Origin of the sequence: Stenotrophomonas sp. TWI273, from assembly GCF_039674765.1 — a bacterium.
Taxonomy (GTDB): Bacteria; Pseudomonadota; Gammaproteobacteria; order Xanthomonadales; family Xanthomonadaceae; genus Stenotrophomonas.
Genome location: NZ_JBDJOA010000014.1, coordinates 59,974 through 77,011 on the forward strand (window position 1 = coordinate 59,974; position 17,038 = coordinate 77,011).

Below are 17,038 nucleotides of genomic sequence, written 5' to 3' on the forward strand. Positions count from 1 at the left end.
CCAGGCACCAAGACAGGAATCCAGATTAGATGTCCGCTTACAAGATTACGGAACACAAGTACGACATGGTCGTGGTCGGCGCCGGCGGTGCTGGCCTGCGCGCCACGTTCGGTCTTGCCGCCAAGGGCCTGCAGACGGTCTGCCTGACCAAGGTCTTCCCGACCCGTTCGCACACCGTGGCCGCGCAGGGCGGTATTTCCGCCGCGCTGGGCAACATGGGTGAAGACGACTGGCGCTACCACTTCTTCGACACCATCAAGGGCTCGGATTGGCTGGGTGACCAGGACGCCATCGAGTACATGTGCCGCGAAGCGATCCCGGCCATCATCGAACTGGAACACTATGGTGTGCCGTTCAGCCGTACCGAAGAAGGCAAGATCTACCAGCGCCCGTTCGGCGGCATGACCACCAAGTACGGCGAAGGCCCGTCCGCGCAGCGCACCTGCGCCGCGGCCGACCGTACCGGCCACGCCATGCTGCACACGCTGTACCAGCAGTCGCTGGCGCACAACGCGCGCTTCATGATCGAGTACTTCGCGCTCGACCTGATCTTCGATGACGAAGGCGTCTGCCGCGGCGTGCTCGCGCTGGACATGGCCGACGGCTCGCTGCACCTGTTCCGCGCCCATGGCGTGGTGCTGGCCACCGGCGGCTACGGCCGCGCCTACTTCAGCGCCACCTCGGCCCACACCTGCACCGGCGACGGCGGCGGTCTGGTCATGCGTGCCGGCCTGCCGATGCAGGACATGGAGTTCGTGCAGTTCCACCCGACCGGTATCTACGGCGCGGGCTGCCTGATCACCGAAGGCGTGCGTGGCGAAGGCGGCATCCTGCGCAACAGCAACGGCGAGCGCTTCATGGAGCGCTATGCACCGCACTACAAGGATCTGGCCTCGCGCGACGTGGTGTCGCGCTCGATGACCATCGAGATCCGCGAAGGCCGCGGCGTCGGCGAGCACAAGGATCACATCCTGCTCGACCTGACCCACCTCGGCCCGGGCGTGATCGACGACAAGCTGCCGGGCATCGCTGAAAGCGCCCGCATCTTCGCCGGCGTGGACGTGCACAAGCAGCCGATCCCGGTCATCCCGACCGTGCACTACAACATGGGCGGCATCCCGACCAACTACCACGGCGAAGTCGTGCGCAAGGTCGGCGACAACCCCGATGCGGTCGTGCCGGGCCTGTACGCCATCGGCGAAGCGGCCTGCGTGTCCGTGCACGGCGCCAACCGCCTGGGCTCCAACTCGCTGCTGGATCTGGTCGTGTTCGGCCGTGCGGTGGCCAACCGCTGCGCCGACACCATCAAGTCCGGCGCACCGCACAAGACCCTGCCGTCCGATGCCTGCGACAAGGCCCTGGGCCTGCTCGACAAGCTGCGTTACGCCAACGGCGACACCCCGACCTCGGTCATCCGCGATCGCATGCAGCGCACCATGCAGAACGACGCGGCGGTGTTCCGTACCAGCAAGACGCTGGAAGAGGGCTGCACCAAGATGGCCGAGATCTTCGACTCCTTCCAGGACGTCAAGGTCTCCGACCGTTCGCTGGTGTGGAACTCGGACCTGATCGAAACCTACGAGCTGAACAACCTGCTGCTCAACGCGGTGGCGACGATCAACTCGGCCGAACAGCGCAAGGAAAGCCGCGGCGCGCATGCGCATGAGGACTTCCCGGACCGCGACGACGTCAACTGGCAGAAGCACACGCTGGTCAACGTCGACGAGAACGGCAAGTGCGAGTTCGACTACCGTCCGGTCCACATGTACACGCTGAGCAAGGACGTGGACGTCGTCCCGCCCAAGCCGCGCGTTTACTAAGAGACCTGCGGCATGACCTCCGTCCACGCAGCGCTCGCCACCGCCACCTCCCGCACGGGTGGGGTGGTGCGTGCGCCGCGGGCCGGTGGTGTCGACTTCCTCATCTTCCGTGCTACCCGCGCCTGCTCTGCAGCGCGAGCCGCCTGAGCCAACGAGAACAGCCATGGCCGAGTTTTCCCTCCCCAAGAATTCCAAGATCGGAAAGGGCAAGCACTTCCCCGCCCAGACCGGTGCGAAGAACACCCGCACCTTCAAGATCTACCGCTGGAGTCCCGACGACGACAGCAATCCGCGCACCGATACGTATGAGATCGATCTGGACGCCTGCGGCCCGATGGTCCTGGACGCGCTGATCAAGATCAAGAACGAGATCGATCCGACCCTGACGTTCCGCCGTTCGTGCCGCGAGGGCATCTGCGGTTCGTGCGCGATGAACATCGACGGCACCAACACGCTGGCCTGCACCCGCGCGATTGCCGATTGCGGCAAGGCTGAAGTGCCGATCTACCCGCTGCCGCACATGAGCGTGGTCAAGGATCTGGTGCCGGACCTGACCCACTTCTACGCGCAGTACGCCTCGATCAAGCCGTGGATCCGTACCCAGACCCCGCCGCCGCCGGATCGTGAGCGCCTGCAGTCGCCGGAAGACCGCAAGAAGCTCGATGGCCTGTACGAGTGCATCCTGTGCGCCTGCTGCTCGACCAGCTGCCCGAGCTACTGGTGGAACGGCGAGCGTTACCTGGGCCCGGCCATCCTGCTGCAGGCCTACCGCTGGATCATCGACTCGCGCGATGAAGACACCGGTGCGCGCCTGGACGAGCTGGAAGACCCGTTCAAGCTGTACCGCTGCCACACCATCATGAACTGCTCGCGGACCTGCCCGAAGGGCCTGAACCCGGCGCTGGCCATTGCCGAGATCAAGAAGCTGATGATGGCGCGCCGCGCCTGATCCACGTATGTCCTGTAGAGCCACGCCATGCGTGGCTTCGCAGAAAAAGATCGAAACAGTAGAGCCACGCCATGCGTGGCTTTGCCTTATCTGGAAACGCAGAAAATGGACGAAGCAACCGAACTGAAAAAGCTGCGCTGGCGTTGCCGCCGCGGCATGCGCGAGCTGGACCAGCTGTTCGGCCGTTATCTGGACCGTTGCTGGCTGCAGGCACCGACAGACGAGCGCGAGGTTTTCCTGTTCCTGCTCGAGAGCGAGGACGATAAGTTGTGGCGCTGGTTCATGGGTTACGAGGAGTGCCCGCATGCCGCGCCCGCCGCCCTCATCGCCCGGATCCGCGCCCTTCCAGCGTGAGTGGTATCCCTCGCGCTGGCAGTGCCGCGCGCTGATCGCCATGGGCGCTGTGATGCCCTGGGCAGTGTGGGCGACCGATCTGCCCGCGCCGTGGGGCGTGCCGCTGGGCATGGTGGCGATGGTCGGCACCTGGTGGGAGGCGTGGCGATATGCGCGCCGCCCGGGCTGCGTCTTCGTGATCCCGGCGGACGAAGACCCGGTGCAGGTGGATGGCGAGCCGGTCGAGGCGCTGCAGATCCGGTGCCGCGGCCCGCTGGTGCAGCTGGGGTGGCGCCAGGACGGCCGCCGCCATTGGCGCCTGTTCTGGCCCGATACCCTTCCCCCGGGGCAGGCACGTGAACTGCGACTAGCCGTCCGGGCACACTGCATTTCCCGTTCACCCCCTGCAGTGGCACCATAGCCTGAATTGTCCGGCGTACCTGCATGTTCAAACCCATACCTGTCTCGATTGGCCTGCGCTACCTGCGCGCCAAACGCCGCAACGGCTTCATCTCCTTCATCTCCATGGCCTCGATCCTCGGCATTGCCCTGGGCGTGACCGTGCTGATCACCACGCTGGCGGTCATGAGCGGTTTCCAGAAGGAAATCCGCGATCGCCTGCTGCAGATGACCGCGCATACCACCATCACCACCGACGGCGCCCCGATGGCCGATTGGGCGCATGCGGTGGAGGTGGCCAAGAAAGATCCGCGGGTTGCCGGCGCGGCGCCGTACATTGAAATCCAGGCCATGCTCAGCGGTCCCCGCGTGCAGGGCGCCATCGTGCAGGGCATCGACCCGGCGCTGGAGCCGAACGTCTCGGTGATCAACCAGAAGGTCAAGAAAGGCAGCTTCGAAAGCCTGACCGCGGGCAGCTACAACCTGCTGGTCGGCCAGGAACTGGCGATCTACCTCGGTGTCGGCGTCGGCGATACCGTGCTGGTCACGTTGGCCGAAGTGCAGGGCACGCCGATCGGCGCGATCCCGCGCATGAAACGCTTCACCGTGAGCGGCATCTTCGAAGCCGGTTACAACGAGGTCGACCGCGGCGTGGCCTACGCCAACATGGCCGATCTGGAAAAAGTACTGCGCATCGATGGCGTCACCGGTGTGCGCCTGAAACTGCATGACATGGACAAGGCGCTGGATGTCGGCGTCGATCTGGCCCACAACCTGACCGGTGCCTACCGGGTCAGCGACTGGACCCAGCAGAACGCCAACCTCTACCACTCGCTGCGCATGGAGAAGGTGGTGATGGGCATCCTGCTCTCGCTGATCATCGCCATGGGCGCGTTCAACCTGGTCTCCTCGCAGGTGATGCTGGTCACCGACAAGCAGGCCGACATCGCGATCCTGCGCACCCTGGGCCTGACCCCGGGCGGCGTCATGCAGGTGTTCATGGTGCAGGGCTCGCTGATCGGCATCTTCGGTACCGTGCTCGGCGTGATCGGTGGCATCACCCTGACCTTGAACCTGGAGCGCATCCTCGGCGCGATCGAGACGCTGTTCAACGTCAAGCTGCTGCCGGAGGACGTTTACTACATCACCGGCCTGCCGACCGACATGCAGACCCCGGACATCATCGTGATCACCGCCGTGGCGCTGGTCATGAGCTTCCTTGCCACCCTGTATCCCGCCTGGCGCGCGGCACGTACCCAGCCGGCGGAGGCCCTGCGTTATGAATGAAGCACTCACCCTGGGCCAGGAAGTCATCCGCGCCGAAGCGCTGGCCAAGACCTATGCCGAAGGCCGCATGCAGACCCCCGTGTTCAACGGGCTGGACCTGCGCGTGGCGGCCGGCGAGACCGTGGCCATCATCGGCGCTTCCGGCGCCGGCAAAAGCACCCTGCTGCATCTGCTCGGTGGCCTGGATACGCCGACGGCGGGCGAGGTCTACGTGGCCGGCCAGCGCATGTCCGGCCTGTCCGACAGCCAGCGCGGCCAACTGCGCAACCGCGCGCTCGGCTTCGTCTACCAGTTCCATCACCTGCTGCCCGAATTCACCGCGCTGGAAAACGTGATGATGCCGGTGCTGCTGGGTGGCGAAGAAGTGGTCGACGCGCGCAGCCGTGCGCAGGCGCTGCTGGAATCGGTCGGCCTGGGCCATCGCCTGGACCACAAGCCGGGCGAGTTGTCCGGCGGTGAACGCCAGCGTGCGGCCGTCGCCCGCGCCTTGGTCAATCGCCCGGCCTGCGTGCTCGGTGATGAGCCGACCGGCAACCTGGATGACAAGACCGCCGCGACCGTGTTCGAGCTGATGCTCGAGCTCAACCGCGCGCACCACACCAGCCTGGTGCTGGTGACCCACGACCGCTCCCTGGCGCGCAAGCTGGACCGCGTGCTGGAGTTGCGCGAAGGGCGGCTGCACAGCCTGGCGCACAGCGAGGTCTGAGCAGGCAGCAGCGCCTGCCTGGGCGCTGAACACCCGGCGGGTTCCTCTCGCCGGGACCACGCCGGGCGGCGCATGATCGGCGCACAGTCCCCAGCAGGAGGCGTCATGAAGCAGACCCTCGCCATCGCGGCCCTGTGCCTTGGGCTGGCCGCGTGCGCCAGTACCGGCCGCCTATCCACCGCGCAGAAGCTCGATCTCTACCGCGCCCACGCCGGGCCGCCGCAGCAGGACATGCCGCTGTACGGCTCGCTGTCGGGCTGGACGGCTCTCGGCGACAGTGCGCTGGCGGTCTGGACGCGCCCGAGCGAGGGCTATCTGCTGGATCTGGCCGGACCGTGCCAAGGGTTGGACTACGCCTCGGCGATCGGCCTGACCAGCCGGATCGGGCGCGTTTCGTCACGCTTTGACAAGGTGCTGGTGCGCGACCCGACGGCCGGCCCGGTGAATCTGCCGTGCTTCATCAGCAGCATCCGCAAGCTGGATACCAAGGCGTTGCGGGCGTCCGAGCAGGAGCTGCGCCAGGCGCAGGTGCAGGAGCGCGAAGAAGGCCAGCAGGCGCCGACCCCGTAGTGCCGGCCGCTGGCCGGCCAAGGCATACCGACGAGGGCACCGCGATCCCGCGATCGCCACAACCTCGCGGTCGCCACATCCTCGCGGTAGATACCGTCCGTGGGTCGGTATCAGCGGCGATCAGGCCTCCGGTACGAACCCGGCCGGCTTCTCCGCGCCACCGCTGAACAGATATTTCACCAGCTCTTCTTCCAGGAACGCGCGGTGCTTGGGATCGCGCGGCGACAGCCGGTTTTCATTGATCAGCATGGTCTGGTGCGCCAGCCACGCGGCCCACGCCGGCTTGCCGATGTGGTTGAAGATGCGCTGGCCCAGTTCGCCGGGGTAGGGCACGAAGTCCAGGCCTTCGGCGTCGCGTTGTTCGTACTGGCAGAAAACGGTGCGGGGCATAGCGTTACTCGTTGTCTTGGGATGTTGCTGCGCGCCGCATTGTACGGCGCTTGGGCTGAGCGGGCGGTGCACCCGTTTCCAGCAGCTTGCGGATCGGCGCGGGCAGGCCGAGCGTGGCCAGTTCCTCGGCGGCGACCCAGCGACGCCCTGCATCGTTGCCGCGCGCGCCCTGTACGGTTGCCACCAGCACCTGCAGATGCAACCGGTAGTGGCTGAAGGTGTGTTCCAGCAGCGGCAGCGGCTCGGCATCGTCCAGCGAGCCGTCGATGTGCGCGTCGAACCAGTCCTGCAGGGCGATCCCGCTGTCGGCCTGGGGCAGGGTCCATAGCTGCGCCCAGATGCCGGTGTCCGGCCGTTTCTGCAGTAGTACGCGGCCGCGTGCATCGCGCAGCAGCAACGCTACCGCCTCGCGCTCAGGCAGGGTCTTGCCCGGTTTGGGCGTCGGCAGCTGATCGGTGCGGCCTTCACGACGGGCAACGCAGGTCGCCTGCAGCGGACAGATCACGCAGGCGGGCCTGCTGCGGCTGCAGACGCTGGCGCCCAGGTCCATCTGCGCCTGGGTGTAATCGACCATGCGCGTGCCAGGCACCTGCGCTGCGTGCGCCTCGGCGACCGCCCACAGCTGCTTTTCGATCGCCGGCAGGCCGGGAAAGCCCTCGATGCCGTGATAGCGGGTCAGTACGCGCTTGACGTTGCCATCGAGAATCGCGAACCGGTCACTCCAGGCCTGGCTGAGGATCGCGCCCGCAGTGCTGCGGCCGATGCCCGGCAGCGCATGCAGTGCATCGAAATCACGCGGCAGCTCGCCGCCATGCAGGTCCACGCAGCGCTGCGCGGCGGCATGCAGGTTGCGTGCACGGGCGTAGTACCCCAATCCCGCCCACTGCGCCATCACCGCGTCATTGCTGGCGGCGGCCAGGTCGGGCAGGGTCGGGAACGCCGCGAGGAACTTCAGGAAGTACGGGATGACCGTGCTGACCTGGGTCTGCTGCAGCATGATCTCCGAGAGCCACACCCGGTACGGCGAGCGCGGGTGCTGCCACGGCAGGTCATGCCGGCCGTGATCGTCGAACCAGTGCAGCAACCGCGAGACGAAGACATCGTCGGTCGGCAATACGGCGCTGGCGGGAGGCTGGCGGGTCATGCAGATTCCGGAGAAGGACGGGAGCCACGCCATGCGTGGCTGCATCGGCAGCCGGGGAGACCGGTCACGGAGGTGAAGCAGCCACCCATGGGGTGGCTCTACAAGTGAAGCCGCTGCCTGGCCCGGCGGTGATCAGGCGCCGAGTGCTTCGGGCAGCAGGGCGTCTACAAAGGCTTCCGGGTCGAACACGCGCAGGTCTTCCGGGCGCTCGCCGATGCCGCAGAAGCGGATCGGAATGCCGAACTCGCGGGCGAGCGCGAACACCACGCCGCCCTTGGCGGTGCCATCCAGCTTGGTCACCACCAGGCCGGTCACGTTGACCGCCGCGTGGAACTGGCGCAGCTGCGAGAGCGCGTTCTGGCCGGTGGTGCCATCGATGACCATCAGCACTTCATGCGGCGCATTGGCATCGATCTTGCCGAGCACGCGGCGGATCTTGCCGAGCTCGTTCATCAGGCCGGCCTGGGTATGCAGGCGGCCGGCGGTATCGGCGATCAGCACCTCGGTGCCGCGTGCCTTGCCGGCCTGCAGTGCATCGAAGGCGACCGAGGCCGCATCGGCGTTCTGACCCTGCGCGACCACGGCCACGCCGTTGCGTTCGCCCCAGGCCTGCAACTGCGCGACGGCAGCGGCACGGAAGGTATCGCCGGCGGCCAGCATCAGGCTGTGGCCGTCGTCCTTGAAGCGCTTGGCCAGCTTGCCGATGGTGGTGGTCTTGCCGACGCCGTTGACGCCGACGGTGAGCACCACGAACGGCTTGGCGGTGCGGTCGATGACCAGCGGCCTGGCGACCGGCTGCAGGATCGCGATCAGCTCGGCGCGCAGCGCGGTGAGCAGCGCATTGGCATCGGTGAACTCGCGCGCCTTCATGCGCTTGCGCAGGCCTTCGACCAGCGCCGTGGTCGCGCCGACGCCGACATCGGCGGTGATCAGCGCGGTTTCCAGTTCGTCGAGCAGGTCGTCATCGAGCTTGGGATTGCGCGAGAACAGGCCGCCGAAACTGCGTGCGATCACGCTGTTGCGCAGGCGCTCGCGCCAGCCGCTCTTGCCGGCAGCGGCGGGGGCCATGTCCTGGGAGGTCGGTCGCTCGGTCACGATGGTCGGGGCGACCGGGGCAACCGTAGTGATCGGAGCTGGAACAGCCGACGGCGCAACGACGGCCGGCGCCGGGTTGCTCACGGGAGCGGCCGGAATCGGGGTGGGCGCGGCGGGCGCGACACGGGCCTCCAGCGGCGGCTCTTGAACCGGTGCAGCTACCGTCGGGGCAGGGGAGATAGGCTCCTGAACAACTGGCGCGGCCACCGCGGGTGCAGGGGCTGCCGGCGCCGGGGTCACCGGGGCAGGCACCACAGGTGCAGCCACCACGGGCGCGGGAATGACCGGCGCGGGAACCACTGGGGTCGGCGCGATCACGCGCTCCACCGGCGCGGCTGGCTCGGGAGCGGGAACAGGGGTTTCCACCACGGGCGGCAGCGGCGCAGGCGCCGGCGGTGCAGCAGGCTCGGTCCTGGCCTGCGGGAACGCGGCAGCCAACTCCTCGGCGGAGTAATGCTGGGTCTTGGCCGCCTCTTGCGGGGCGTCCTGGGGCTTTTTGCGACGGAAGAAGCTGAGCATTGGCAAAAGACGCTGAAATCAGAGGGCTATGCTACCACTGCGCCCCGAATGCCCATGGGCGTGCAGGTGCGGTGGGGCGGGACTCAAGTAATGGCCGATGCGGCCGTTACCGGTTGTGAAGGGCTGCGCCATGCGGGCGCGGCCGGGACCGCGAAACGGTGAACGATGAGCGTGATGTCCATTGCCAGCGCCGGCATGCGTGCCGCTTCGCTGGGCGTACAGGCGGCCGCCTCCAACGTGGCGCGATTGCCGGTGGCTGACTCCACGCGGCTGGGGATCGCGCAGGCCGCAACGGCAGGGGGCGGTGTCACCGCCACCGTGGTCGCCGCACCTGACGATGCCAACGCGCCCATCGCGGATCTGCTCACCGCCAAGCAGGCTGCGCTGGCGTTTGCCGCCAACGCCACCGTGATCCGGCGTCAGGACGAGATGCTGGGCACCTTGCTCGACCGCTGGGCCTGACCCGAGCGCACGCGCTGACCGCCGCGCGGCGCCATGCACCATCAACCGCGGCGGGCGCCGACCCGTGGCCGGCACCCACCTGCAGCACGACTTACGCCGACAGCTCCAGCAGCAGCTTGTTGAGCCGGCGCACATACGCTGCCGGGTCCTTCAGCGTGTCGCCCGCGGCCAGCGCGGCCTGATCGAACAGCACGCGGCTCAGGTCGTCGAAGCGCGCGGCATCGCCTTCCTGATCCAGCTTGGCGATCAGCGGATGGGCAGGGTTGAACTCGAACACCGGCTTGCTGTCCGGCACCTTCTGCCCACTGGCTTCCAGGATCTGGCGCATCTGCAGGCCCAGATCCTGCTCGCCGATCGCCAGGATCGCCGGGGAGTCGGTCAGGCGGTGCGAGACGCGCACGTCGGCGACGTCATCACCCAGCGCGGTCTTGATGCGGTCCACCAGCGCCTGCTTGTCCTTGGCGACGGCTTCCTGGGCCTGCTTGTCTTCGGCGCTTTCCAGCGCGCCCAGGTCCAGGTCGCCACGGGCGACATCGACGAACGACTTGCCATCGAACTCGGTCAGGTACCCCATCAGCCATTCGTCGATGCGGTCGGTGAGCAGCAGCACTTCCACGCCCTTCTTGCGGAACACTTCCAGGTGCGGGCTGTCCTTGACCTGGGTGTGGCTGTCGCCGGTCAGGAAGTAGATCTTGTCCTGGCCCTCGATCATGCGGCCCACGTAGTCGGCCAGCGAGACGCTGGGCTCGCCACTGGCATCATGGGTGGAGGCGAAGCGCAGCAGGCCGGCGATCTTTTCGCGGTTGCCATAGTCTTCGGCCGGGCCCTCCTTGAGCACCTGGCCGAACTGCTTCCAGAAGCCGGCATAGACCTCCGGCTTGTCCTTGGCCAGCTTCTCCAGCATGTCCAGCGAGCGCTTGGTCAGCGCCGACTTCATCGAATCGATGACCGGGCCGGACTGCAGGATTTCGCGCGAGACGTTCAGCGACAGGTCGTTGGAATCCACCACGCCCTTGATGAAACGCAGGTACAGCGGCAGGAACTGCTCGGCCTGGTCCATCACGAAGACGCGCTGCACGTACAGCTTCAGGCCCTTGGGCGCGTCACGGTGGTACAGATCGAACGGCGCATGGCCGGGCACGTACAGCAGCGAGGTGTACTCCAGCTTGCCTTCGACCTTGTTGTGGCTCCACGCCAGCGGATCCTGATGGTCGTGCGCGGCGTGCTTGTAGAACTCCTGGTACTCGGCGTCGCTGATCTCGGTCCGCGGGCGCGTCCACAGGGCGCTGGCACGGTTGACGGTCTCCCATTCAACCTCGGCCGGGGCGTCGTCGCCGTGGTGTTCCTTGACCATCTGGATCGGCAGGCCGATGTGGTCGGAGTACTTCTTGATGATGCCGCGCAGGCGCCAGCCGTCGGCGAAGTCGCGCTGGTCGTCCTTCAGGTGCAGCACGATGCGGGTGCCGCGCTCGGGCTTGTCGATGGGTTCCACGTCGAACTCGCCTTCGCCGCGCGAGGACCAGTGCACGCCCTCGCTGGCGGGCAGGCCGGCGCGACGGGAATAGACGTCGACCTGGTCGGCGACGATGAAGGCGCTGTAGAAGCCGACGCCGAACTGGCCGATCAGCTGGGAGTCCTTCTTCTGGTCGCCGGAGAGCTGGCGCAGGAAGTCGCCGGTGCCGGATTTGGCGATGGTGCCCAGGTGGGCGATCGCTTCATCCCGGCTCATGCCGATGCCGTTGTCGTCGATGGTCAGGGTGTTGGCCGTGGCATCGAAACTGACGCGGATGCGCAGGTCGCCGTCGTTTTCGAGCAGGGCCGGCTGGGTCAGCGCTTCGAAGCGCAGCTTGTCCGAGGCGTCGGCCGCGTTGGAGATGAGCTCGCGAAGGAAGATTTCCTTGTTGGAGTACAGCGAGTGGATCATCAGCTGCAGCAGCTGTTTGACTTCGGTCTGGAAGCCCAGGGTTTCTTTTTGGGTCTGCACGGTCATGGGTCGTGTTGCTCCTTGGGACATTGCCGCGCCCGGCGCGGCGGCTGGCTCAAGGGGTAGGGGTGGATTGTCCCGAATTCAAGAGTGTCGGCAGCTTCGGGGGCTGAATCGCAAGCAGGAGCGCGGCGCCTGCATGTCCGTGTGGGAGGGCGGCGGGTACGGGGGGCCGGGACGCGGCGTGAACCCATCCATGGGGCCTCGTGGGCAGCATCCATGCTGCGCAACGGTCCCGGCCCCCGTACCCGCCACCCTCTACAAGGTGGGTCGGACGTGCGACAGGTAGAGCCACGCCATGCGTGGCTGCATTTCATTCCAGCATCGGGATGCCTGGTAGAGACAGCGACCGGACCGCCTAGAATGTCGTCCTGAACCGCCTGCCATCCGTGCCCATGACTCTCTTCCGACCGTTCGCCCATCCCGCTTCCATCTGTCTCCGGAGCCACGCATGAAGCCGCGTCAGCCGGCGGGGGCCGTGGGCCAGGTGCGGATCATCGGGGGCAAGTGGCGCAATACGAAGCTGCCGGTGCCGCTGTCACCGGGGCTGCGGCCCAGCAGTGACCGGGTGCGGGAGACGCTGTTCAATTGGCTGATGCCGCGGCTGGGTGGGGCGCGGGTGCTGGATCTGTTCGCCGGCAGCGGGGCGCTGGGTCTGGAGGCGGTGTCGCGAGGGGCGGCGCAGGCGACGCTGGTGGAGCGCGATGTCGCATTGTCCCGCCAGTTGCGCGAGTCGGTCGCCAAGTTGGGCGCGCAGGAGCAGATCGCGGTGGTACAGGCCGATGCGCTGCAGTGGCTGCGTCAGCCGGCCGGAGCGCTGGCGGATATCGTGTTCATCGATCCGCCGTTCGCCGATGGGCTGTGGGAGGCGGTGATCACCGGGCTGCCGTCACATCTGGCCGCCGATGCCTGGCTGTACGTGGAGTCCCCGGCCGATCAGGCGCCGAGGATGCCCGCGCCGTGGCTGCTGCACCGCGAGGGGGGGACCCGGGAGGTGCGTTTTGCCCTGTATCGCCGCGCCACTGCTACACTTTCACCAGACCAACACGCGTAGCTGACGTATGACCGTGGCCAACCGCCGCATTGCCGTGTACCCGGGCACCTTCGATCCGATCACCAACGGTCACATCGATCTGGTGAACCGCGCTGCGCCCCTGTTCGAGAAGGTGGTGGTGGGCGTGGCGCAGAGTCCGTCCAAGGGGCCGACCCTGCCGCTGGAGCAGCGTGTGCAGCTGGCCCGCGATGCGCTGGGCCACAACCGCAACGTGGAAGTGCGTGGTTTCGATACCCTGCTGGCGCATTTCGTGCGCTCGGTGCAGGGCGGCATCCTGCTGCGCGGCCTGCGCGCGGTGTCCGATTTCGAATACGAATTCCAGATGGCGAGCATGAACCGCCATCTGATCCCGGAGGTCGAGACGCTGTTCCTGACCCCGGCCGAGCAACACAGCTTCATTTCGTCTTCGCTGGTCCGCGAGATCGCCCGTCTGGGCGGCGACGTGTCCGGCTTTGTGCCGTCCGCTGTGCTTGAGGCGCTGCGCAAGGTCCGTGAAGCGAAGTCGGGCCAAGCGTAGTACCTGTCAGACCCATACATACCAAGAATCACCAAGGGAGGAATTCCATGAACAACACCATGCGTGCCATGTTGATCGCGTCGTTCGCGCTGGCCTTCACCGCCTGCAAGAAGGAAGAGGCCGCACCGGTCGTCGAAGCCCAGCAGGCGCTGGTCGCCCCGGCTGCCGATGACGATGCCGGCTGGAAGAAGTACCTGCAGGCCGTGGCCGTGCAGAACATGGGCAACATCAGCAACAGCCCGTACCTGTACTACCTTGCCCCGGAATCGGATCCGGAATTCGCGGCCAAGTATGAGCGTCAGGTCGAAAGCGCCACCCAGGCCGTGGGCCGTGGCGTGCAGCCGGGCAACATGCTGGCCTTCGGTTCTTCGGCCTCGGCCAAGATGGCCGACATGATCCAGGCCGTGTTCAAGGACGTCTCGCCGGACTCGATGAAGGGTGTGCGCGTGGTGTTCATCGGCAAGGCCGCCGACAACGCCCGCGTCCAGTCGATCATCCAGCCGACCGGCGCCGAGTACATCTTCGTCGAAGCCAAGTAACCCGTGCAGTGGCGGCTGCGCCTTGTGCGCGGCCCGGGTGGCGCCCGCAGGGGCGTCACCGATGATCGGCCCGCGCGCCCGCGTGGGCCGGTTCTCATCCGCCGGCGCGGGCGTGGAGTAACGCCATGTCGCTGAAAATCAATGAGCTCTGCGTCAATTGCGACGTCTGTGAGCCCGCCTGTCCCAATCAGGCCATTTCGATGGGTGAAACCATCTACGTGATCGATCCGGCCCGCTGCACCGAGTGCGTGGGGCATTTCGACGAACCCCAGTGCGTGGTCGTCTGCCCGGTCGAATGCATCGATCCCGATCCGGACATTCCGGAAACCCAGGACGCCCTGCTGGCCAAGCTGCACGGGCTGCAGCGCGATCATCCCGAATTGTATGTCACGGAGTTTCTGCCCAAATGAGAACGCTGTCGCGTCGTTGGTTGCTGCTCGTCCTGCTGGTCAGCCCGAGCGTCTGGGCTGCGGAATCCCCGCAGGTGGCGCTGGCCAAGCATCCTGACGGCGCAGCCGTCGCCAGTGGCCATCACCTGGCCACCGAAGCCGGCATGGAAATCCTGGCCAAGGGCGGCAACGCATTCGATGCGGCCGTGGCCGTGTCCGCCACGCTGGCGGTGGTCGAGCCGATCAGTTCCGGCCTTGGTGGCGGCGGGTTCTTCCTGCTGCACGATGCAGCCACCGGCAAGGACGTGATGCTGGACGCGCGCGAAACCGCGCCACAGTCCGCCACGCCCGAAGCGTTCCTGGACAAGAAAGGCGAGCTGGACCGCGACCGTTCGGTCAATGGCGCCTGGTCGGCCGGTATCCCGGGCCTGCCGGCAGCGCTGGTGGAACTGTCCTCCAAGCACGGCAAGCTGCCGCTGAAGACCTCGCTGGCGCCGGCGATGCGCATCGCGCGCGATGGCTTCCCGGTGTATGCGCGCATGTCCAAGGGCTATCAGTCCCGGCGTGAGGTGATGCAGCGCTATCCCGGCACGCGCGAGGTGTATGAGCGCAACGGCAAGCCGATCGCCGAGGGCGACCTGTTCCGCCAGCCGGAACTGGCCAGGACCATGGAGCGTCTGGCCGACCAGGGCTTCGATGGTTTCTACCGGGGCGAGACCGGGAAGCTGCTGCTCAAGGGCGTAAAGCAGGCCGGCGGCCATTGGACCGCCGAGGAACTGGCCGGCTATCGGGTCAAGCTGCGCGAGCCGATCGCCTTCAAGTACCGCGACTGGACCATCACCACCGCCTCGCCGCCGTCTTCCGGCGGCATCGCGCTGGCGGCCATGCTGCAGATCCTGGAAGGCTGGGACCTGAAATCGCTCGACCAGGCCCATCGCACCCACCTGGTGGTGGAAGCCATGCGCCGCGCCTACCGCGACCGCACCTTCTTCCTGGGCGATCCGGACTTCGTGGATATCCCGCAGAAGGTGCTGACCAGCAAGGATTACGCGCAGGGCCTGCGTGCCACCATCCATCCGGAGAAGGCGACCCCGAGCGATCTGCTCTCGGGCAACCCGACCCCGCTGGAAGATGACGAGACCACGCATTTCTCGATCATCGACCGCGAGGGCAACCGCGTCGGCGCGACCCAGACCGTGAACCTGCTGTACGGCTCGGGCCTGATTCCGTCGGGTACCGGCGTGCTGCTGAACAACGAAATGGACGATTTCGCGCTGAAGCCGGGCACGCCCAATGCCTTCGGCGTGATGGGCTATGCGGCCAATGCGCCCAAGCCGGGCAAGCGCATGCTCAGCTCGATGACCCCGACCTTCATGGAGTCCGCCGACAAGGTCGTGGTGCTCGGCACGCCCGGTGGCAGCCGCATCATCACCATGGTGCTGCTGGGCATCCTCGGCTACGACGATGGCCTGACCGCCCAGCAGGTCGCTGCGTTGCCGCGCTACCACCACCAGTGGCTGCCGGACCTGATCGAGGCCGAGAGCGGCACCTTCGATGCGGGCACCATCAAACAGCTGCAGGCGATGGGCCACAGGATCGATCTGCCCGGCGACACCGCCGCGGGTGGCCGCGGCTCCAGCCATGTCTGGGGCAACCTGCAGACCGTGGAATGGGACCGCCGCAGCAATGTCCTCAGCGGTGGCAGCGACCCGCGCAATCCGGTCGGCAGCGCCGCGGTCAGCCAGGCGCACTGATTGACCGCAGAAACGAGAAACCCCGTCCCAGTGGCGGGGTTTTTTCATGGGCGATGGCTAGCGAATATTTAACAGGGGCGCGACGATAATTTGCCAATGAAACTATGGTCCATCCGCGGTAACTCGCAGAAACTCGACGGCGGCGCGATGTTCGGTAATGCGCCGCGCGCGGTCTGGGAAAAATGGGCAGTGCCGGACGATCTCAACCGGATCGAACTGGCCTGCCGTGCACTGCTCGCCAGCCCACTGGCCGGCAAGACGGTGCTGTTCGAAACCGGGATCGGGGCGTTCTTCGAGCCGAAACTGCGGGACCGATACGGCGTGCAGGAGCCCGGCCATGTGCTGATCGAATCCCTGCGCGAGGCCGGGTTCGAGCACGAAGACATCGACGTGGTGGTGCTGAGCCATCTGCATTTCGATCATGCCGGCGGCCTGCTGGCACCGTGGAGCGAAGGGCGCTCGCCGGAACTGTTGTTCCCGAATGCGACCTTCCTGGTCGGGGCCGAGCACTGGGCACGTGCGCTGCATCCGCATCCGCGCGACCGGGCCAGTTTCATCCCGGAACTGCCCGGCCTGCTGCAGGCCAGTGGCCGTCTGGAGATCGTCGACGGTCCATATTCCACCACCCTGGGCGACAGCGTGCGTTTCAGCTTCAGCGACGGGCACACGCCCGGCCTGATGCTGGCCGAGATCATCGGGCCGGAGACGGTGGATGGCCAGGCGCGGGGCGGCGTGGTGTTCTGTGCGGACCTGATCCCGGGCCGCTCGTGGGTGCATGTGCCGATCACCATGGGCTACGACCGCAACGCCGAACTACTGATCGACGAGAAGCGCAGCTTCCTGGAAGACAAGCTGGCCCGCAACGTCCATCTGTTCTTCACCCACGACCCGCAGTGCGCGCTGGCGCAGGTGTCACGCGATGAAAAGGGTCGCTTCGGCACCGTGCACGAACAGGGCGAACTGAAGGCCCGCGCGCTGGCGTAACGCTACGGTTGGCCCGGCCGCGCACCGCCCGGCGCAACCGCCTGTGCAACCACACCGGTAGTGGGGCGCCTCCGGGGGCACGGGCCCCCCCCGCCCCGGGCCAGAACCCGGAGCGCTGGACGTGGGGGGGCGCGCGGCGAGGA

At 66.8% G+C, this 17,038-nt stretch carries 18 protein-coding genes; 14 read left to right on the forward strand and 4 right to left on the reverse strand.

What is annotated here, in order from left to right; all coding sequences use genetic code 11:
• Positions 1 to 29 precede the first annotated feature (29 nt).
• From sdhA to ABE571_RS15540, 7 genes are all read left to right on the forward strand, one after another.
• The gene (gene sdhA / locus ABE571_RS15510; RefSeq protein WP_121041870.1) at positions 30 to 1,820 is read left to right on the forward strand and encodes a succinate dehydrogenase flavoprotein subunit; all 1,791 of its coding nucleotides are present in this window, start codon (positions 30 to 32) and stop codon (positions 1,818 to 1,820) included.
• A gap of 163 nt (positions 1,821 to 1,983) precedes the next feature.
• The gene (locus tag ABE571_RS15515) at positions 1,984 to 2,769 is read left to right on the forward strand and encodes a succinate dehydrogenase iron-sulfur subunit (RefSeq protein ID WP_088432210.1); all 786 of its coding nucleotides are present in this window, start codon (positions 1,984 to 1,986) and stop codon (positions 2,767 to 2,769) included.
• A 105-nt stretch (positions 2,770 to 2,874) separates the two neighbouring features.
• On the forward strand, positions 2,875 to 3,123 hold the full coding sequence (locus tag ABE571_RS15520; protein WP_019183252.1) for a succinate dehydrogenase assembly factor 2: 249 nt from the start codon (positions 2,875 to 2,877) through the stop codon (positions 3,121 to 3,123).
• The gene (locus ABE571_RS15525; protein WP_346494040.1) at positions 3,074 to 3,523 is read left to right on the forward strand and encodes a hypothetical protein; all 450 of its coding nucleotides are present in this window, start codon (positions 3,074 to 3,076) and stop codon (positions 3,521 to 3,523) included. Before ABE571_RS15520 ends, ABE571_RS15525 begins: the two co-directional genes overlap by 50 nt.
• A gap of 23 nt (positions 3,524 to 3,546) precedes the next feature.
• Positions 3,547 to 4,788, forward strand: a complete 1,242-nt coding sequence (locus ABE571_RS15530; protein WP_346494042.1) for a lipoprotein-releasing ABC transporter permease subunit — start codon at positions 3,547 to 3,549, stop codon at positions 4,786 to 4,788.
• Complete coding sequence (lolD, locus tag ABE571_RS15535) at positions 4,781 to 5,494, forward strand: lipoprotein-releasing ABC transporter ATP-binding protein LolD (RefSeq protein ID WP_346465538.1); 714 nt, start codon at positions 4,781 to 4,783, stop codon at positions 5,492 to 5,494. The genes ABE571_RS15530 and lolD overlap by 8 nt, the downstream gene beginning before the upstream one ends.
• A 105-nt stretch (positions 5,495 to 5,599) precedes the next feature.
• A complete protein-coding gene (locus tag ABE571_RS15540; protein WP_088432205.1) occupies positions 5,600 to 6,064 on the forward strand; it encodes a DUF6491 family protein in 465 nt (154 codons plus the stop codon).
• 120 nt (positions 6,065 to 6,184) lie between these two features.
• Here ABE571_RS15540 and ABE571_RS15545 read toward each other — a convergent pair whose 3' ends face one another.
• The 3 genes from ABE571_RS15545 to ftsY form a co-directional block, all read right to left on the reverse strand.
• On the reverse strand, positions 6,185 to 6,454 hold the full coding sequence (locus ABE571_RS15545; RefSeq protein WP_019183247.1) for an oxidative damage protection protein: 270 nt from the start codon (positions 6,452 to 6,454) through the stop codon (positions 6,185 to 6,187).
• Positions 6,455 to 6,458: 4 nt separating this feature from the next.
• Positions 6,459 to 7,598, reverse strand: a complete 1,140-nt coding sequence (gene mutY / locus ABE571_RS15550) for an A/G-specific adenine glycosylase (RefSeq protein WP_346483330.1) — start codon at positions 7,596 to 7,598, stop codon at positions 6,459 to 6,461.
• Positions 7,599 to 7,730: 132 nt separating this feature from the next.
• Positions 7,731 to 9,212, reverse strand: a complete 1,482-nt coding sequence (ftsY, locus tag ABE571_RS15555; protein WP_346463671.1) for a signal recognition particle-docking protein FtsY — start codon at positions 9,210 to 9,212, stop codon at positions 7,731 to 7,733.
• 165 nt (positions 9,213 to 9,377) lie between these two features.
• On the opposite strand from ftsY, the gene ABE571_RS15560 reads away from it, so the two are divergent.
• Positions 9,378 to 9,674 carry a hypothetical protein gene (locus ABE571_RS15560; protein WP_346494044.1) on the forward strand — a complete coding sequence of 99 codons (297 nt, stop codon included), beginning with the start codon at positions 9,378 to 9,380 and terminating at the stop codon, positions 9,672 to 9,674.
• A gap of 91 nt (positions 9,675 to 9,765) precedes the next feature.
• Here ABE571_RS15560 and htpG read toward each other — a convergent pair whose 3' ends face one another.
• Positions 9,766 to 11,664 carry a molecular chaperone HtpG gene (gene htpG, locus ABE571_RS15565; RefSeq protein ID WP_346463670.1) on the reverse strand — a complete coding sequence of 633 codons (1,899 nt, stop codon included), beginning with the start codon at positions 11,662 to 11,664 and terminating at the stop codon, positions 9,766 to 9,768.
• Positions 11,665 to 12,109: 445 nt separating this feature from the next.
• Here htpG and rsmD point away from each other — a divergent pair, with 445 nt between their 5' ends.
• The 6 genes from rsmD to ABE571_RS15595 all read left to right on the forward strand — a co-directional run bounded on the left by rsmD (position 12,110) and on the right by ABE571_RS15595 (position 16,895).
• Complete coding sequence (gene rsmD / locus ABE571_RS15570) at positions 12,110 to 12,712, forward strand: 16S rRNA (guanine(966)-N(2))-methyltransferase RsmD (protein WP_313211486.1); 603 nt, start codon at positions 12,110 to 12,112, stop codon at positions 12,710 to 12,712.
• A gap of 7 nt (positions 12,713 to 12,719) precedes the next feature.
• Positions 12,720 to 13,229, forward strand: a complete 510-nt coding sequence (gene coaD, locus ABE571_RS15575) for a pantetheine-phosphate adenylyltransferase (protein ID WP_313211488.1) — start codon at positions 12,720 to 12,722, stop codon at positions 13,227 to 13,229.
• Positions 13,230 to 13,276: 47 nt separating this feature from the next.
• Positions 13,277 to 13,768 carry a hypothetical protein gene (locus tag ABE571_RS15580; protein ID WP_019183240.1) on the forward strand — a complete coding sequence of 164 codons (492 nt, stop codon included), beginning with the start codon at positions 13,277 to 13,279 and terminating at the stop codon, positions 13,766 to 13,768.
• Positions 13,769 to 13,893: 125 nt separating this feature from the next.
• Positions 13,894 to 14,178, forward strand: coding sequence for a YfhL family 4Fe-4S dicluster ferredoxin (locus tag ABE571_RS15585; RefSeq protein WP_070427136.1), 285 nt, complete (start codon positions 13,894 to 13,896; stop codon positions 14,176 to 14,178).
• Complete coding sequence (gene ggt / locus ABE571_RS15590; RefSeq protein WP_313217933.1) at positions 14,175 to 15,911, forward strand: gamma-glutamyltransferase; 1,737 nt, start codon at positions 14,175 to 14,177, stop codon at positions 15,909 to 15,911. The genes ABE571_RS15585 and ggt overlap by 4 nt, the downstream gene beginning before the upstream one ends.
• Positions 15,912 to 16,007: 96 nt before the next feature.
• On the forward strand, positions 16,008 to 16,895 hold the full coding sequence (locus ABE571_RS15595) for an MBL fold metallo-hydrolase (protein WP_346494046.1): 888 nt from the start codon (positions 16,008 to 16,010) through the stop codon (positions 16,893 to 16,895).
• Positions 16,896 to 17,038 lie beyond the last annotated feature (143 nt).

Excerpts from the sequence above, each read along its gene's own strand:
- sdhA (WP_121041870.1), top strand. The coding sequence starts at position 30 with ATGTCCGCTTACAAGATTACGGAACACAAGTACGACATGGTCGTGGTC.
- ABE571_RS15515 (WP_088432210.1), top strand. The coding sequence starts at position 1,984 with ATGGCCGAGTTTTCCCTCCCCAAGAATTCCAAGATCGGAAAGGGCAAG.
- ABE571_RS15520 (WP_019183252.1), top strand. The coding sequence starts at position 2,875 with ATGGACGAAGCAACCGAACTGAAAAAGCTGCGCTGGCGTTGCCGCCGC.
- ABE571_RS15525 (WP_346494040.1), top strand. The coding sequence starts at position 3,074 with ATGCCGCGCCCGCCGCCCTCATCGCCCGGATCCGCGCCCTTCCAGCGT.
- ABE571_RS15530 (WP_346494042.1), top strand. The coding sequence starts at position 3,547 with ATGTTCAAACCCATACCTGTCTCGATTGGCCTGCGCTACCTGCGCGCC.
- lolD (WP_346465538.1), top strand. The coding sequence starts at position 4,781 with ATGAATGAAGCACTCACCCTGGGCCAGGAAGTCATCCGCGCCGAAGCG.
- ABE571_RS15540 (WP_088432205.1), top strand. The coding sequence starts at position 5,600 with ATGAAGCAGACCCTCGCCATCGCGGCCCTGTGCCTTGGGCTGGCCGCG.
- ABE571_RS15545 (WP_019183247.1), bottom strand. The coding sequence starts at position 6,454 with ATGCCCCGCACCGTTTTCTGCCAGTACGAACAACGCGACGCCGAAGGC.
- mutY (WP_346483330.1), bottom strand. The coding sequence starts at position 7,598 with ATGACCCGCCAGCCTCCCGCCAGCGCCGTATTGCCGACCGACGATGTC.
- ftsY (WP_346463671.1), bottom strand. The coding sequence starts at position 9,212 with ATGCTCAGCTTCTTCCGTCGCAAAAAGCCCCAGGACGCCCCGCAAGAG.
- ABE571_RS15560 (WP_346494044.1), top strand. The coding sequence starts at position 9,378 with ATGAGCGTGATGTCCATTGCCAGCGCCGGCATGCGTGCCGCTTCGCTG.
- htpG (WP_346463670.1), bottom strand. The coding sequence starts at position 11,664 with ATGACCGTGCAGACCCAAAAAGAAACCCTGGGCTTCCAGACCGAAGTC.
- rsmD (WP_313211486.1), top strand. The coding sequence starts at position 12,110 with ATGAAGCCGCGTCAGCCGGCGGGGGCCGTGGGCCAGGTGCGGATCATC.
- coaD (WP_313211488.1), top strand. The coding sequence starts at position 12,720 with ATGACCGTGGCCAACCGCCGCATTGCCGTGTACCCGGGCACCTTCGAT.
- ABE571_RS15580 (WP_019183240.1), top strand. The coding sequence starts at position 13,277 with ATGAACAACACCATGCGTGCCATGTTGATCGCGTCGTTCGCGCTGGCC.
- ABE571_RS15585 (WP_070427136.1), top strand. The coding sequence starts at position 13,894 with ATGTCGCTGAAAATCAATGAGCTCTGCGTCAATTGCGACGTCTGTGAG.
- ggt (WP_313217933.1), top strand. The coding sequence starts at position 14,175 with ATGAGAACGCTGTCGCGTCGTTGGTTGCTGCTCGTCCTGCTGGTCAGC.
- ABE571_RS15595 (WP_346494046.1), top strand. The coding sequence starts at position 16,008 with ATGAAACTATGGTCCATCCGCGGTAACTCGCAGAAACTCGACGGCGGC.